The organism is Variovorax sp. KK3 (assembly GCF_001984055.1).
Classification (GTDB): Bacteria; Pseudomonadota; Gammaproteobacteria; order Burkholderiales; family Burkholderiaceae_C; genus Variovorax.
Genome location: NZ_LYVO01000116.1, coordinates 1 through 15,608, shown reverse-complemented (window position 1 = coordinate 15,608; position 15,608 = coordinate 1). Strand labels below are relative to the sequence as shown.

At 67.5% G+C, this 15,608-nt stretch carries 14 protein-coding genes and 1 pseudogene; 10 read left to right on the top strand and 5 right to left on the bottom strand.

The window, feature by feature from the left end:
- From B0W80_RS35770 to pufC, 10 genes and pseudogenes are all read left to right on the top strand, one after another.
- A pseudogene (locus tag B0W80_RS35770) lies at positions 1-228 on the top strand (methyltransferase); the annotation flags it as partial.
- An 89-nt stretch (positions 229-317) separates the two neighbouring features.
- Entirely contained in the window at positions 318-1,274 is a 957-nt protein-coding gene (gene bchC, locus B0W80_RS31810; RefSeq protein WP_077003151.1) for a chlorophyll synthesis pathway protein BchC, read from the top strand.
- Positions 1,271-2,299, top strand: coding sequence for a chlorophyllide a reductase iron protein subunit X (locus B0W80_RS31805; RefSeq protein WP_218668977.1), 1,029 nt, complete (start codon positions 1,271-1,273; stop codon positions 2,297-2,299). Before bchC ends, B0W80_RS31805 begins: the two co-directional genes overlap by 4 nt.
- A 13-nt stretch (positions 2,300-2,312) precedes the next feature.
- Positions 2,313-3,890 carry a chlorophyllide a reductase subunit Y gene (gene bchY, locus B0W80_RS31800; protein ID WP_083745769.1) on the top strand — a complete coding sequence of 526 codons (1,578 nt, stop codon included), beginning with the start codon at positions 2,313-2,315 and terminating at the stop codon, positions 3,888-3,890.
- Positions 3,890-5,368: a chlorophyllide a reductase subunit Z gene (gene bchZ, locus B0W80_RS31795; RefSeq protein WP_077003150.1), complete on the top strand. Its 1,479-nt coding sequence runs from the start codon at positions 3,890-3,892 to the stop codon at positions 5,366-5,368. The genes bchY and bchZ overlap by 1 nt, the downstream gene beginning before the upstream one ends.
- A gap of 153 nt (positions 5,369-5,521) precedes the next feature.
- The gene (gene pufB / locus B0W80_RS31790) at positions 5,522-5,755 is read left to right on the top strand and encodes a light-harvesting antenna LH1, beta subunit (RefSeq protein ID WP_077003149.1); all 234 of its coding nucleotides are present in this window, start codon (positions 5,522-5,524) and stop codon (positions 5,753-5,755) included.
- A 12-nt stretch (positions 5,756-5,767) separates the two neighbouring features.
- Positions 5,768-5,983 (top strand): light-harvesting antenna LH1, alpha subunit, encoded by a 216-nt coding sequence (pufA, locus tag B0W80_RS31785; protein WP_077003148.1) that lies wholly within the window; start codon positions 5,768-5,770, stop codon positions 5,981-5,983.
- Between the two features lie 99 nt (positions 5,984-6,082).
- Positions 6,083-6,907: a photosynthetic reaction center subunit L gene (gene pufL, locus B0W80_RS31780; protein ID WP_077003147.1), complete on the top strand. Its 825-nt coding sequence runs from the start codon at positions 6,083-6,085 to the stop codon at positions 6,905-6,907.
- Positions 6,908-6,956: 49 nt separating this feature from the next.
- Complete coding sequence (pufM, locus tag B0W80_RS31775) at positions 6,957-7,937, top strand: photosynthetic reaction center subunit M (protein ID WP_077003146.1); 981 nt, start codon at positions 6,957-6,959, stop codon at positions 7,935-7,937.
- A complete protein-coding gene (pufC, locus tag B0W80_RS31770; RefSeq protein ID WP_077003145.1) occupies positions 7,934-9,088 on the top strand; it encodes a photosynthetic reaction center cytochrome PufC in 1,155 nt (384 codons plus the stop codon). Before pufM ends, pufC begins: the two co-directional genes overlap by 4 nt.
- A gap of 44 nt (positions 9,089-9,132) precedes the next feature.
- On the opposite strand, the gene B0W80_RS31765 is transcribed toward pufC, so the two are convergent.
- The 5 genes from B0W80_RS31765 to B0W80_RS35765 form a co-directional block, all read right to left on the bottom strand.
- The gene (locus B0W80_RS31765; RefSeq protein WP_077003144.1) at positions 9,133-11,319 is read right to left on the bottom strand and encodes a GAF domain-containing protein; all 2,187 of its coding nucleotides are present in this window, start codon (positions 11,317-11,319) and stop codon (positions 9,133-9,135) included.
- Entirely contained in the window at positions 11,319-12,746 is a 1,428-nt protein-coding gene (ppsR, locus tag B0W80_RS31760) for a transcriptional regulator PpsR (RefSeq protein ID WP_077003143.1), read from the bottom strand. The genes B0W80_RS31765 and ppsR overlap by 1 nt, the downstream gene beginning before the upstream one ends.
- Positions 12,747-12,891: 145 nt before the next feature.
- The gene (locus B0W80_RS35240) at positions 12,892-14,085 is read right to left on the bottom strand and encodes an RHS repeat domain-containing protein (protein ID WP_143684866.1); all 1,194 of its coding nucleotides are present in this window, start codon (positions 14,083-14,085) and stop codon (positions 12,892-12,894) included.
- Between the two features lie 377 nt (positions 14,086-14,462).
- Positions 14,463-14,885 carry a hypothetical protein gene (locus B0W80_RS31750; RefSeq protein WP_143684865.1) on the bottom strand — a complete coding sequence of 141 codons (423 nt, stop codon included), beginning with the start codon at positions 14,883-14,885 and terminating at the stop codon, positions 14,463-14,465.
- A gap of 414 nt (positions 14,886-15,299) precedes the next feature.
- Positions 15,300-15,608, bottom strand: a 309-nt coding sequence (locus B0W80_RS35765; RefSeq protein WP_218668976.1) for a hypothetical protein, incomplete at its 5' end; no start/stop codon positions are given.

The following is a 15,608-nucleotide window of genomic DNA, read 5'->3' as shown; positions in this document are numbered from 1 at the left end:
GGCGGCACCGTGCTGCTGGCCGAGCCGATGGCGGACACGCCCGGCGCAGAAGCCATGGGCGATGCGTATTTCGGCCTCTACCTGTTCGCGATGGGCAAGGGCAGGCCCCGCAGCTGCGCTGCGCTCCAGGCGCTGCTGCGCACCGCGGGGTTCACCGGCGTCAAGGCGCTGCCCACCCGCATGCCGCTGCAGGTCGGCGTGATCGTCGCTCGAAACGGATTGGCGTGAAGACGCCTTGCATGAATGCGTTTCTGGATGTGTAATCAAAACTGGACAGTACAAGTAGTACAAATAAAATGACACATGAAGCGGGTGCTATGCGAACCCTGGCCGTGGTGCTCGAAAGGCCCGGCCGGTTGGCGCTGACCCGCCTGCCGCTGTGCGAGCCGACGGAAGAAGACGTGGTCGTCGACATCCAGTGGAGCGGCATCAGCACCGGCACCGAGCGGCTGCTCTGGTCGGGCCGCATGCCGGACTTTCCGGGCATGGGCTATCCGCTGGTGCCGGGCTACGAATCGGTCGGCGTGGTGCGCAGTGCCGGCCGGCAGTCGGGCGCCACCGTGGGCCAAAGCGTCTTCGTGCCGGGCGCGCGCTGCTTCGGCGACGTGCGAGGCCTGTTCGGCGGCGCCGCATCGACCGTGGTGCTGCCGGGTTCGCGCACGCTGCCACTCGACGACGAGCATGGGCAGGGCCCTGCCTGCGCCGAGCAAGGCGTGCTGCTGGCCCTGGCGGCCACGGCCCACCACGTGAGCGCGGCCGGCGGGGGCCGACAGCCCGATCTGATCGTCGGCCACGGCGTGCTGGGCCGCATGGTGGCACGCATCGCGGTCGCCATGGGCGTCACGCCCGTGGTCTGGGAAACCGACGCCCGCAGGCGCGAGGGCGCGCAAGGCTACGCGGTGCTCGACCCCGCCGACGACGCGCGGCGCGACTACCGCAGCATCTGCGACGTGAGCGGCGATTCGACCCTGCTCGACACGCTGATCGGCCGGCTCGCGCCGGGCGGCGAGATCGTGCTGGCGGGCTTCTACGACGCGCCCCTGAGCTTCGGCTTCGCGCCGGCCTTCATCCGCGAGGCTCGCATCCGGGTCGCCGCGCAATGGCAGCCGAACGACCTGGCCGCGGCGCGCGCGCTCGTGCTGTCGGGCCGGCTGTCGCTCGACGCACTCATCACCCACCGCGCCGCGGCCACCGATGCCGACAGCGCCTACCGCACCGCCTTCGGCGATCCCGCCTGCCTGAAGATGGTCCTCGACTGGAGGAACTGCCAATGACATCCGCCCACGCCATCGCCGAGCCGATCGAGGGGAAGCCGATGCGCTTCATCCAGCAGCAGGCCCTGCGCGACGAAGCCGCGATCGAGCCCGACGCGGTGTCCGCCGCGCCCGCCACCAAGAGCACGCAGATCATCGCCATCTACGGCAAGGGCGGCATCGGCAAGAGCTTCACGCTGGCCAACCTCAGCTACATGCTCGCGCAGCAGGGCAAGAAGGTGCTGCTGATCGGCTGCGACCCCAAGAGCGACACGACCTCGCTGCTGTTCGGCGGCCGCGCGTGCCCGACGATCATCGAGACCTCGTCGAAGAAGAAGCTCGCCGGCGAGGCGGTGGCGATCGGCGACGTGTGCTTCAAGCGCGACGGCGTCTACGCGATGGAGCTTGGCGGACCCGAGGTCGGCCGGGGCTGCGGCGGCCGCGGCATCATCCACGGCTTCGAGCTGCTCGAGAAGCTGGGCTTCCACGAGTGGGGCTTCGACTACGTGCTGCTCGACTTCCTCGGCGACGTGGTGTGCGGCGGCTTCGGCCTGCCGATCGCGCGCGACATGTGCCAGAAGGTGATCGTGGTGGCGAGCAACGACCTGCAGTCGCTGTACGTCGCCAACAACGTCTGCTCGGCGGTCGAATACTTCCGCAAGCTCGGCGGCAACGTGGGCGTGGCCGGCATGGTCATCAACCGCGACGACGGCACCGGCGAAGCCTCGGCCTTCGCGCAGCAGGTGGGCATTCCGGTGCTGTCGGTCATCCCGGCCAACGACGACATCCGGCGCAAGAGCGCCAGCTACGAAATCATCGGCGTGCCCGGCACCCCGTGGGGTCCGCTCTTCGAGCAGCTGGCCGACAACGTCGGCACCTCGCTGCCGGTGCGGCCGCGCCCGATGACGCAAGACCAGCTGCTCGGCCTCTTCGCCGCCGAATCGGTGGGGCGCAACGTGGTGCTCGAACCGGCCACGCAATTCGACATGTGCGGCCGGCGCGACACCGCCAGGCCGACGCTCGAAGTCGTCTACGACGACGCCTGAAGGCAGAACGGCCATGGCACAGGCGCGCACGCCGATCACCATCCCCGTGGTTGCATTGCCGACCGCGGCGGCGGCCGTCGATGGCGACGGCGTGGGCTGCCACGCGGGTGCCGAGGCGATGCATGCGGCCGCCAGCGCGGCGGGCAAGTCGCAGACGCTGGCCCAGTACGCCAAGGACTACCCGCGCGCACCGCAGGCCGGCCCGCACGACCAGCCGCAAAGCATGTGCCCGGCCTTCGGCGCCCTGCGCGTGGGCCTGCGCATGCGGCGCACCTCGACCATCCTCTCGGGCTCGGCATGCTGCGTGTACGGGCTGACCTTCACCTCGCATTTCTACGGCGCGAAGCGCAGCGTGGGCTACGTGCCCTTCAATTCCGAGACGCTGGTCACGGGCAAGCTGTTCGAGGACATCCGCGACGCGGTGCACAAGCAGGCCGACCCGGCGCTGTACGACGCCATCGTCGTCATCAACCTCTGCGTGCCCACGGCCAGCGGCGTGCCGCTGCAGATCCTGCCCAGGCAGATCAATGGCGTGCGCATCATCGGCATCGACGTGCCCGGCTTCGGCGTGCCCACGCATGCGGAGGCCAAGGACGTGCTGGCCGGCGCGATGCTGAAGTACGCGCGGGCCGAGATCATGGCCGGGCCGGTGCAGCCGCCACGGGCCGGGCACCCCGGCCGCGCCGACAAGCCGGCCATCGCGCTCATGGGCGAAATGTTCCCGGCCGATCCGATGGTCATCGCGCGCATGCTGGAGCCGCTGGGCCTGGCGGCCGGGCCCGTGGTGCCCACGCGCGAATGGCGCGAGCTGTATGCGGCGCTCGACTGCGTGGCAGTGGCTGCGATCCATCCCTTCTACACGGCGAGCCTGCGCGAGTTCGAAGCCGCGGGCCGGCCGATCGTCGGCTCCGCGCCGGTCGGCCACGATGGCACCGAGGCCTGGCTGCAGGCCATCGGCAGCGCGGCCGCCGTGCCGCAGGACAAGATCGACGCGGCCAAGAACGCGATGCTGCCGGCCATCCGCGGCGCGCTCGCCAGGACGCCGATCGCCGGCCGCATCACGCTGAGCGGCTACGAAGGCTCGGAACTGCTGGTCGGCCGCCTGCTGGTGGAGAGCGGTGCCGACCTGCGCTATGTCGGCACCGCCTGCCCGCGCACCGTGTGGAATGAACATGACCGGCAGTGGCTCGAATCGCGCGGCGTGCACGTGCAGTTCCGCGCCTCGCTCGAACAGGACCTCGCGGCCATGGCCGAATGGCAGCCCGACCTCGCGATCGGCACCACGCCGGTGGTGCAGGCGGCCAAGGCGCAATGCACGCCGGCGCTCTACTTCACCAACCTGATCTCGGCGCGGCCGCTCATGGGGCCGGCCGGCGCCGGCTCGCTCGCGACGGTCATCAACGCGGCCATCGGCAACAAGGCCCGCTTCGAGGCGATGAAGGACTTCTTCGGCGACACGGGCTCGGGCCATGCCGCGGGCGTGTGGGAACGCGCGCACGGCGTGCCTCAGGACCGCCCCGCGTTCAAGGCCGACATGCGCCGCCTCGCGCTCAAGGCCCTGAAGAAGCGCAAGGCCGAGGAGATGATCTGATGCTGGTGCTCGACCACGATCGCGCCGGCGGCTACTGGGGTGCCGTCTACGTGTTCACCGCCGTCAAGGGCCTGCAGGTGGTCATCGACGGGCCCGTGGGCTGCGAGAACCTGCCCGTCACCTCGGTGCTGCACTACACCGACGCGCTGCCGCCGCACGAGCTGCCGATCGTCGTCACGGGCCTCGGGGAAGAACAGCTGGGCCGCGAAGGCACCGAGGCCGCGCTGCGCCGCGCGCATGCCGCGCTCGACCCCGACCTGCCATCGGTCGTCGTCACCGGGTCGATCGCCGAGATGATCGGCGGCGGCGTCACGCCCTCGGGCACCACGATCCAGCGCTTCCTGCCGCGCACCATCGATGAGGACCAGTGGCAGTGCGCCGACCGCGCGATGTTCTGGCTGTGGTCGGAGTACGGGCTCAAGCAGCCGTCGGTGCGCAAGCCTTTCGACCAGCGGCCCGTGGGCGAGAAGCCGCGCGTCAACATCATCGGCCCGAGCTACGGCGCCTTCAACGCACCGAGCGACCTGGCCGAGATCCGCCGGCTGGTGCAGGGCATCGGCGCCGAGGTGAACCTGGTGTTTCCGCTCGGCACCCACCTGGCCGACGTGTCGCGGCTCGACGAGGCCGACGCCAACATCTGCATGTACCGCGAGTTCGGCCGCCTGCTCTGCGAGGCGCTGGAGCGGCCGTACCTGCAGGCGCCGATCGGCCTGCACAGCACCACCGCCTTCCTGCGCGCGCTCGGCGCGCTGCTGCACCTCGACCCCGAGCCCTTCATCGAACGCGAGAAGCACAGCACCGTGAAGCCGATCTGGGACCTGTGGCGTTCGGTCACGCAGGACTTCTTCGGCACCGCGAGCTTCGGCGTGGTGGCCAACGAAACCTATTCGCGCGGCCTGCGGCATTTTCTGGAGGAAGAGATGGGCCTGCCCTGCCACTTCGCGGTGGCGCGCATCGCCGGTGCGAAGACGGACAACGCCGAGACCCGCCGGCTCGTGCACGAGAAGACGCCGCTGGTGCTCTACGGCAGCTACAACGAACGCATGTACCTGGCCGAGTGCGGTGGCGGCGGGATGATGAAGTCGAGCTTCATTCCGGCCTCGTTCCCGCTGCCGATCATCCGGCGCCACACCGGCACGCCCTTCATGGGCTATTCGGGCGCGACCTTCGTCATCCAGGAGTTCTGCAACGCGTTGTTCGACGCGCTGTTCCACGTGCTGCCGCTGGGCACCGAACTCGATCGCGTCGACCCGACCCCCGCGCGGCCCGATGCGCGGCCCGACAGCCCATGGAACGACGACGCCACGCGGGTGCTCGACGAGTTCGTCGATGCGCAGCCGACGCTGGTGCAGATCTCGGCGGCCAAGCGCCTGCGCGATCGCGTCGAGCACGACGCACGGCGCGCCGGCGAAGACCGCATCACCGCGGCGCGGGTCGCGCGTTCGCGCGACGCACTGCGTCAGGGGGAGGTCGCCTGATGAACGCCCGCCCGAGCACGCGCGCCGTCCACACGAGAAGCAGGCGGGCCCGCCGGTCCGCCGCAGGAGTTGTAGCGGCTTCCGGCCGCTCCAATCCCCGCCGCGGGGGAAGTGCGCGGTACGTGGCCACCCGGCCCATACGGAGTAAAGACCATGGTTCCTAGAGATAGAGACGGCTCACTGTCCGGTCTGACCGAGCAGGAAGCCAAGGAGTTTCACGGCATCTTCATGACGAGCTTCATCATCTTCACGTTGATTGCGGTCGTCGCCCATTTCCTGGCGTGGCAATGGAGGCCCTGGCTTCCCGGCACCGGCGGGTACACGGCGATCTTCAACGACGCGAAGGACGTCGTGCTCGCGGCGTTATCGATCGGCCTCAGTGCCTAGAGGAGACACGACATGTGGCGAATCTGGATGTTGTTCGACCCGCGCAGGACGTTGATCGCCCTGTTCACGTTCCTGTTCGTGCTGGCGCTGGTGATTCATTTCATCCTGCTCAGCACCGACCGCTTCAACTGGCTCGAAGGGCCACGCAGGGCTGCACCGGTGGCCGCGCAGATGGCGCCGATGCCGGCACCTGCAACGGCACCCGCGACGGCACCGACGGGCAAATAGCGCCGTCGTTGCCGAGGTGCGGTCGGGGCGCGGTTCGCGCCGCGTTCCGATCGCCGTTCGAGCGGCCCGTGCCGCCGCGTTCTGACCCGGGGACTGATCATGGCCATGCTGAGCTTCGAGAGAAAGTACCGCATCCGCGGGGGAACGCTCGTCGGCGGCGACCTGTTCGACTTCTGGGTCGGACCGTTCTACGTCGGCTTCTTCGGCGTCACCACCATCTTCTGTGCGCTGGTGGGAACGCTGCTGATCGTGTGGGGCGCGTCGCAGGGGCCGACGTGGAACCTCTGGCAGATCAACATCGCGCCGCCCGACCTCAAGTACGGCCTGCGGCTCGCGCCGCTGATGGAGGGCGGGCTTTGGCAGCTCATCACCGTGTTCGCCACCGGGGCCTTCGTCTCGTGGGCGCTGCGACAGGTCGAGATCTGCCGCAAGCTCGGCATCGGCTACCACGTGCCCTTCGCGTTCTCGTTCGCGATCCTGGCCTACGTCACACTGACCATCGTGCGCCCGGTGCTCATGGGCGCCTGGGGCCACGGCTTTCCGTACGGGATCATGAGCCACCTCGACTGGGTGTCGAACACCGGCTACCAGTACCTGCACTTCCACTACAACCCGGCCCACATGGTGGCCGTGAGCTTCTTCTTCACCACCGTGCTGGCGCTGTCGCTGCATGGCGGCCTGGTGCTGGCGGCGACCAACCCCGGCCCGGGCGAGACGGTCAAGACCGCCGAGCACGAGAACACCTTCTTCCGCGACACCATCGGCTATTCGATCGGCACGCTCGGCATCCACCGCCTGGGGCTCTTCCTGGCGCTGTCGGCCGCCTTCTGGAGTGCCGTGTGCATCGTCATCAGCGGCCCCTTCTGGACCCGTGGCTGGCCCGAGTGGTGGACGTGGTGGCTCAACCTGCCGATCTGGCACTGACCCGGCCGCACGGCCCGACCCAACCCGCGGAGCGCTAGAGGAGACAACGATGGCTGAGTACCAGAACATCTTCACCCGCGTGCAGGTGGTTGCACCTGCCTACGCCGGCGTGCCCCTGGAGCGCGGCAACAAGGAGCGCGAAGGTCCGCCGCTGCACGTGCACCTGCTCGGGCGCATCGGCGATGCGCAGGTCGGGCCCATCTACCTCGGCTGGTTCGGGCTGGCGTCGCTGCTGTGCGGCTTCATCGCCTTCGAGATCGTCGGGCTCAACATGTTCGCCTCGGTCAACTGGGACCCGGTGCAGTTCGTGCGGCAGTTGCCGTGGCTCGCGCTGGAGCCGCCACCGCCGTCGATCGGGCTCAAGCTCTTTCCGGCGCTCAACGAAGGCGGCTGGTGGCTCATGGCCGGCTTCTTCATGACGGCCTCGGTGCTGCTGTGGTGGGTGCGCATGTACCGCCGCGCGCGTGCGCTGAAGCTCGGCACGCACGTTGCCTGGGCCTTCGCGTCGGCGATCTGGCTCATGCTGGTGCTCGGCTTCATCCGGCCGCTGCTGATGGGCAGCTGGGGCGAGGCCGTGCCCTTCGGCATCTTTCCGCACCTCGACTGGACGGCGGCCTTCTCGATCCGCTACGGCAACCTGTTCTACAACCCGTTCCACATGCTGTCGATCGCCTTCCTGTACGGCTCGACGCTGCTGTTCGCGATGCACGGCGCGACCATCCTCGCGGTGAGCCGCTTCGGCGGCGAACGCGAGATCGAGCAGATCGTCGACCGCGGCACGGCGTCCGAACGCGCGGCCTTGTTCTGGCGCTGGTGCATGGGCTTCAACGCGACGATGGAGTCGATCCACCGCTGGGCGTGGTGGTTCGCCGTGCTGTGCCCGCTCACCGGCGGCATCGGCATCCTGCTGACCGGCACCGTGGTCGACAACTGGTACCTGTGGGCGGTCAAGCACCACGTGGCGCCGATCTACCCGGCCGTGTTCGCGCCCGTGATCGATCCGTCGACCTTGCAAGGTGTGCGGCCATGAACACCACCCGGACACGCTTCTCCCGCGCCGCCTGGGCCCTCGCGGCGGGCCTCCTCGCGCTGCTCGCCGGTTGCGAGCGCCCCCCGATCGACGTCGTGCAGCGCGGCTACCGCGGCACCGGCATGGCCGAGGTCTACAACCCGCGCATCGTGCAGAACCAGACCGTGGTGAACGCGCTGCCGGTGGACACACCGCCCGCGCCGGCCGTCGGCCCGACCGCGGGGCAGGTGTTCCAGAACGTCAAGGTGCTCAACGACCTGAGCGTCGGCGAGTTCACGCGGCTGATGGTGTCGATGACAGCATGGGTCTCGCCGCAGCAGGGCTGCACCTACTGCCACCAGGGCGACAACATGGCGTCCGACGCGCTCTACACGAAAGTCGTCGCGCGGCGCATGCTGCAGATGACGCAGCACCTCAACGCCGACTGGAAGACGCACGTCGCCGACACCGGCGTCACCTGCTACACCTGCCACCGCGGCAATCCGGTGCCGCTCAACACCTGGACCATGGGCGAGCCGCAGAAGGCCGCCTATGCCGGCAACAAGGCGGGCCAGAACGCGCCGGCGCGAAGCGTGGCGCTGGCGTCGCTGCCCAACGATCCGTTCTCGCCCTTCCTCGACAAGAGCGACGCCATCCGGGTCGTCGGGCCGACCGCGCTGCAGACCGGCAACCGGCAGTCGATCAAGCAGACCGAGTGGACCTACGGGCTGATGATGCACATGTCGCAGGCGCTCGGCGTCAACTGCACCTACTGCCACAACACGCGCTCCTTCGCCGACTGGGAAACCAGCGCGCCGCCGCGGGCCGTGGCCTGGTACGGCATCCGCATGGTGCGCGACCTCAACACGCAGTACCTCGATCCGCTCACGCCGCTGTTCCCGCCCGCGCGTCTGGGGCCGGCCGGCGACAGCCCCAAGATCAACTGCGCGACCTGCCACCAGGGCGCCTTCAAGCCGCTCTACGGCGCCAGCATGCTGCCGAACCATCCCGAGCTCGGCAAGGTCCGTGCGGTCGTGCAGGCCGCCTCGGCCCCGGCGGTGGAAGCGGCCACCGCGCCGGCTGCTGCAGCGGCCGGTGCCGCGCCCGCCGCACCTCCGGGTGCCTCGCCCGACGCCTCGCCCGCCGCACCTCCCGAGACGGTCACCAAGTAAGCGGGGCAACGCAGGTGCCGGGGCCCGTCGGGCCCGGCGCTTCTTCAGCCGACGAAGGCCTTCATGCGGTCGTACAGCGCGGCTGCCCGGCGCGTCGAGGCTTCGAGTTCCTCGAGCAGCGGCACCACCGTCGGCCCCATGTTGCCGTCGGCGATGTCCATGGCGGCCAGGCTGGCATTGGAGACGATCGCACCGATCACGTCGGCCGCATCGACCTGGCGGGACAGCGCCTCGTCGCGCACCGCGTTCGAGAGCGATTGCTCCAGGTGTTCGCGCGCCGCGGCGGCACGCCGGCTGTCGCGCAGGTCGGTGAAGATCAGGAAGAAGCCGAGCACCGACCCGTCGCGTGCCGACACCGGCTCCGCGCGCAGGGCCGTGGGCAGGCTGGTGCCGTTGCCCAGGTCGAGCGCCAGTTCGCCGCGCCACGAATGGCGCTCCTGCGCCAGGGTGCGGAGCATCTGTCGCACGCGCTCGGGCTCCTGGAACCACTGCGCTGCATCGCCGAGATCACCGAGCTCGGCGGCCGCCGCGTCGTCGCCCGCGCCGCGCCCCGCCAGTTCGAAGAAGCAGCGGTTGGCGAACAGCGCGCGACCGTGCGGGTCGGCGATCATCACGGGCTCCTTGGCGTTGGAGACCGTGGTGCGGATCTGCGCGAGCTGGTGCTCGGCGATCAGGAAACGCACCGCATTGACCTGCACGATGATGTCGATCAGTGCCGCACCGAAGGCGCGCGCCAGGGCCAGCTCGGTCACCGACCAGGGCAGGGCCGTGCCTCGCACGATTTCGGACCAGGCCGCGAAGGATCTTCGCGGCGACAGGGTCAGCGGGTCGTTGTCGTCGAGCACCGGCTTCGAGGGGTCGCCGGCCCAGGTCACGCTGGTGAGCTGCTCCTTGCGGAACCACATCAGGTAGTCGGGCCGCGACGACGACAGCCTGACCGCCACGACGCCGCTGGCCATGGTGGTGAGCGAGGCGAGCGCCGGTTCCGCCCGCTCGACCGACGCGCAGCTGAAGAGGCCGTCGAAATGCTGGCCGTCGATCCACCGCAGAAGCTCGCGCAGCTCGGCATGGTTGGGCGTCTCGCCGGCGGTCAGCAGTTCGCCTTCCTGGAACAGCGCGGCGCCGGTGGCGTCGAGCGGTTGCAGCAGGGTGCGCGGATTGCGGAACAGGGCCAGGCGCCAGTCGCCCTCGGTCGAGGTGGCCTCCACCAGCCGCTGCTCGAGCCGGCGCACCTGGATCGCGACCTGGGCATAGGCGTAGTTCTCGATGGCGGCGATGCGCGTCGACACCACCTCGGCCAGCAGGTCCGCCGCCGCGCGCATGGCGAAGCGCAGGTTGCGCGCGCTGTAGTGGTGGCAGGCGATCAGGCCCCACAGCCGCCCTTCGCGCACCAGCGACACCACGAGCGTCGCCGTCACGCCCATGTTCTTCAGGTACTGCAGGTGCAGCGGCGACATGCTGCGCAAGTAGCACAGCGACATGTCGAGCTCGTCGTCGTGCCCGGGCAGTCGCTGCGGCACCAGCGGCGACGCGACGTAATGCACGTCGGTCAGCACGCGCAGGCGCGTGCGCAGGTACAGCTCGCGCGCGCGCTGCGGAATGTCGGTGGCGGGGTAGTGGTGGCCGAGCAGCGATTCCAGCCTCGGATCACGCGCCTCGGCGATGATCTTTCCGTGGCCGTCCGGGTCGAACTTGTAGACCATCACGCGGTCGTAGCCCAGCATGTCGCGGCAGCACTTGACCAAGGTGTCGGACAGCGTGCCGATGGTCGACGCGCTGCTGATCCGATGCACCGCATCGCCCAGCAGGGCGAGCAGCTTCTGGCTCGGCAGGTCGACCGTGTCGATGGGGCAGGCCGGGCCGACCGGCTCGATCTCGACCAGCAGCACGTCGCCGTCGATGCGGTGCAGGGCTCCCTCGAACTCCCGCTCGTTGCCGTTCACGTCGACGCGGCAGCGCAGCGCCTCGGGGTCGACCAGCCGGCCTTGCGATGCGATGCGGCGCACGCAGCGTTCGATGTCGCCGCCCAGTCGGCCGACGGAGGCGCCGAGCAACTGCGCCGGCGAGGCGCCGAGCAGTTCCTCCACGTTGGCGCTGGCCTGGAGCACGCGCAGCTCCGGCTCTTGGAGCGCCAGCAGCACACCGTGAGATTGGACGGAGCCCGCGAGATGAATCAGCTCGCGTTCGCAGTTCGTGAGGTCGGCCTTGCCGAATGCGGGGCTGCCGAGCATCACCGTCCCTGCGGCGGCGTGCCGTCACCATCGCCGGTGCCGCCATCTGCGCGTCGGCGCATCGACGCGAAGGCGTCGCGTGTCATTCCGAGCAACCGGGCTGCGTCGCCGGCATCGTTGTGCGACTGCGCGAGCGCGGCCGAGACGAAGTGGCGCTCGGCCAGCGCGGCGGCTGCTGCCAGCAGACGGTCGACAGGCACTTGCCCGAGCCGTTCGGTCAGCTGCTGCAAGCCCAGGGTGAGTTCGTGCTTCGATTGCTCGGCCTCGTCGTGGGCGGCCAGCAGATGGATCGTGAAGCCGATGCATTCCTGGTCGCCTTCGGTGAGCAGCGCGGCCGACACCTCGGCCTGCACGACCGGCGCGTTGGCCACTTTGATCCACGACGGCACGCGGCGCGCGACGCCGTCGCGGCGCACCTGCGGCAGCAGCGTCGCCATCGGGTGCTCGGGTGTGCCGAGCCAGTCGACGATCGGCCGGCCGCGCAGCTCCGATTCGTCGTTGAGCCGCACCAGCCTGATGAACGCGGCGTTGGCGATCAGCACCCGGCCGCTGGCATCGGTCACGACGACGCCGTCGCTGGTGTCGTCGACCAGCCGCGCCAGCGAGTCGCTCAGCGCCGGCAGCGGGTTGGTGGCGTCGACCGCGCGCACACGCACGAGCAGCCGCATCTCGTCTTCGGCGCGGAAGGGCGTGGCGGCCACGCTGGTCAGCACCATCCGGCCCAGCAGGCGGGCGCGGATCTCCCCGCTGCGGCCCGATGCGCGGGCCAGCTGCAGCAACTCCTCGACGCCGATGCGCGAGCGCTCCTCGAAGCCCGTGGTGATCTGCCGCCCGACCATCTGCTCGCCCGCGATGTCGAACATCTGCGAGGCGGCCTGGTTGACTTCGAGGATGGTGAGCGTGTGCCCGTCGACGACCAGCACGGCATCGGTCGCCACCTGGAACAGCAGCCTGTAGCGCGTTTCGGCCTGGCGCGCCTGCCAGTAGCCGCGCTCGAGCTCCTGCTGCGAGTCGAGAAAGCGCTGCTGGATGGCGGCGATGGCGCGCAGGTCGCGGCCCGTCGCGAGCACCGGCCCGTCGGCGCCGAAGCGGATCGCGCAATAGGCCACCGGAATGTTGCCGCCTTGCTGGAACGGGTGCGTCACCTCACGCCGCCGCGCGATGCCGGTGGTGGTGACTTCGTGCAGCAGGTTCTCGATCTTGGCGCGCGTGTCGCCACTGACGGTGTCGACCCACGGTCGGCCGACCCAGTCGTTGGCCAGCGGTGCCATCGGGTCGGCTTCGCCTTGCGCCACGTTGCGGATCACGCCCGCCTTGTCGATGACCAGCGCGATGTCGCTGGAGAGAGAGACGAAGGTCTTCGCGAGTTCAGGCGCCCACGCTGCCAGGGCAGCCAGATCGGGAAGCTCGCCGTCTCTGGAACTCACGTCGCGTCTCCTCGGCGGCAGGTGCTGCCGCTAGCTTTTGCATTCTAGGATTAATGTTCGGGATCGGCGGAATATCGACGTGCTTGAGCCCAGGCAACAACAGTCGGTGGAAGTGGCTGGAGACCAAAACCACCTCAGTAGAAGCTCATGCCGTAACACGGGGCAGTTCCGCGAGTATCAGATCGATCCATTCGTCTGTGACAACGGAAAAGTGCAAAAGTGGGTCGGCCCGGTAGATGCCAGCGGCTTCGTTGTGAAATGCTTCAAGGAGCTCTGAGTTCCTCACCAGATAGAGCGAGCCCTCTCTTGTTTTAGGCAAACGCTTGAGCGAGTTCAAGCGATGGCTCTCGTTCACCATGTTGATAGACAAAGGGAGCGACTCAAACTCAAGGAGCACATTTCGCCTTGAGCCACCAACCTCGTGCAATTGAATCGTCAACGTACAGCCACCGACCCGCATGGCATCGAAAGCAAGGCGCATCGGACCGGACACGTTGGGAGGTATCCAAGGTTCATACAGTTCCGCACTCACAGTTTCTCCTTCGACTTTCAAGGTCCATATCTCACTTTGTCTCGAGAGCGCTTTCCGTCCGGCCGCTGAATCTCGATCGTTGGCTGCCCCGAACTGCTGTCGGGTCGGACGATGATTCTGTCTCCATTCGGCATCGTGCCGACTCTCACCCCGTTGCCTTTGTCCTGCACGTTGGATGGACCGCAACCGTCGAAGTCCCTGTTCGCATCCTCCGCGGCGCCGGGCTTTTGCCATTGCCGCGTTCCAGCTCCCGTGACGGGGTCGTCGGGATGAGGAACCGCGCCAGGCACAGGCGGCTCCGCCGACAGACTGTTGAACATTCTGTCCAGCCCATAGCCGAGGATGCCAATGCCCGCACCTATGGCGAGATCGCCTGCCGTAACAGTTAAGCCCGCCGCCCAACCCGATCGGGTCTGGCTGTGTGTAGCGGCCGACGTCCATCAGGCTGCGGAAGTAGTTGTATCGCAGGCCTGATTCCACATCGAAGTACTGGCCTGCTCCGCGCACGTTGTAGACGTTTGCCACAATGCTCGTCGTCCTCGGATTCGGATTGACCTCCAGATTCGCAAACCGATACTTCGCAATCGTCGGTTTCTCATCCCCGAACGCCGAGTAAGCCCACTGCCAGACAGCCTGCCCCTGGCCGTTCGTAAGGCGCCTGGGCGTGTTCAGGTGATCGCTGTGCACCGCGAACACCTCACCATCGATCACCACCGCGATCGGCATCGGCCCATTGGCCGTCGGCAAGTAGATGTACTGCGTGCTGCCCGTGCTGTTGGCCCCGCCCGTGCCCGTCTCGGCCAGCAAGTTGCCCTCTTCGTCGTAGACGTACGCGTAGCCCCGCTTCTTGGCTTCGTTGGCGTTCGGACCCCACAGCTTCGTGAAGATTTGAGACTAGGCCTGGACGAAGTTTTGGTCCGGTTCGTCACCCTTTCTCGGCGGGTACAGCGGCTCGGTCTTGAAGACCCGTGACCCATCGCGTTGTGGGCGAATCTTGTCGTCGGGCTTGTGTCGCTGGCGCCCGTGGTGACGGCGCTCACCTCGTTCGCCAAGTATTAGTTCCAGCATTGAAGTGGTGCTGCGCGTACTGGATGGCCTTGCAGCCATTGTCGCGCGTTCACCGCGACGAACTGTCGTGCAAACACCGCAATCGCTTCGACCCGATCGTGTCGTCGACTAGTTATTTAGACGTCGACAGTGCAGTACGACATCGTTTTACAGATGACGGTGATCTCCCCGCCGTATGAAGGAGAGAACTGAATGAGGGACAACTCTCGACTGAGAAGGCGAGCGATTAAAGCGCCGCGATGTTTTTCTTGGACCGGGCTACTCCCGGAGATCAGCCGTTCAACGATCTCGTGCCGAACGGCTGGGCCAGTTTCGACCGAGATGTCCAACAAGATGTTGGCTTCAGCCAGCCCATGAGAAGACATCTGAACAACGTCATGCATGTCCAGCTTGATGCGCTGCCCAGATGGGTCTTCAAAGTAGCACGTCACCTGCTTGCCTCCAAAGTCGATCCGACAGAGGCGTGCGTCATGAAGCGCCGGTTCGATGAGGGATTCGTCCTTGACGAGGACGGGCGTCATGGCATGTGGTCTTTTCATCGAACTTCTCCTGGTCTCACTGGACGGGCAGGGCCTCGTTGCTCGTGCGTTGGTCGCCCCCCGTCAGAGGGTCGGCTCCAGTCATGAGCATGCGGCTTTCCCTTGGTTTGCCATCAGCGCCTTTGTGATCGTGGTCGTAGTCGATGTCAGTTCGCGGCCAGCCATCTGAACCGTAGTAGCGATCTTGCTTCTTGTTGCCTTTGCAGTTGTTGCAAGTGCTGCAAGACCCAGGAGTTCCCTCCACGGGATTCGAAGTGCCGTTGAATATCCAATTGCCGAGCCCAGCGCAGACATCCCTTATGCCATCAACCCATGACTGAGGCAGGAGTTTGGGCCATGCAACAAGCGTCGCATCCTTCAGCGGATTTTCTGGATCGATCGGCAAGGGCGTCGTGCGGCACCTAAGCACGTTTGCTACCAATTCACACTCAGGCGCCAAACCCGTCGGATCAGAGTATTGAAGCGGGTTCTGAAATGCGTTTCCGATACGGTTCCACCCTCCATTGAGTCCGATCCGATCGGGTTGCGTGAATCGGCCGGGGGCTGACCTGTAGCTTGGAAGCCGTTGTAGTTCAGCCCCGACTCCTCGTCGAAATACTGCCCGTCGTAGCGCTTGTTCAAGACGACTTCGGCGATACCCGTCGTCCCCGGATTCGGATTGACCTCCAAGTTCGCAAACCGGTACTTCGCCAGCGTCGGCTTCTCATCCCCGAACGCCGAGTA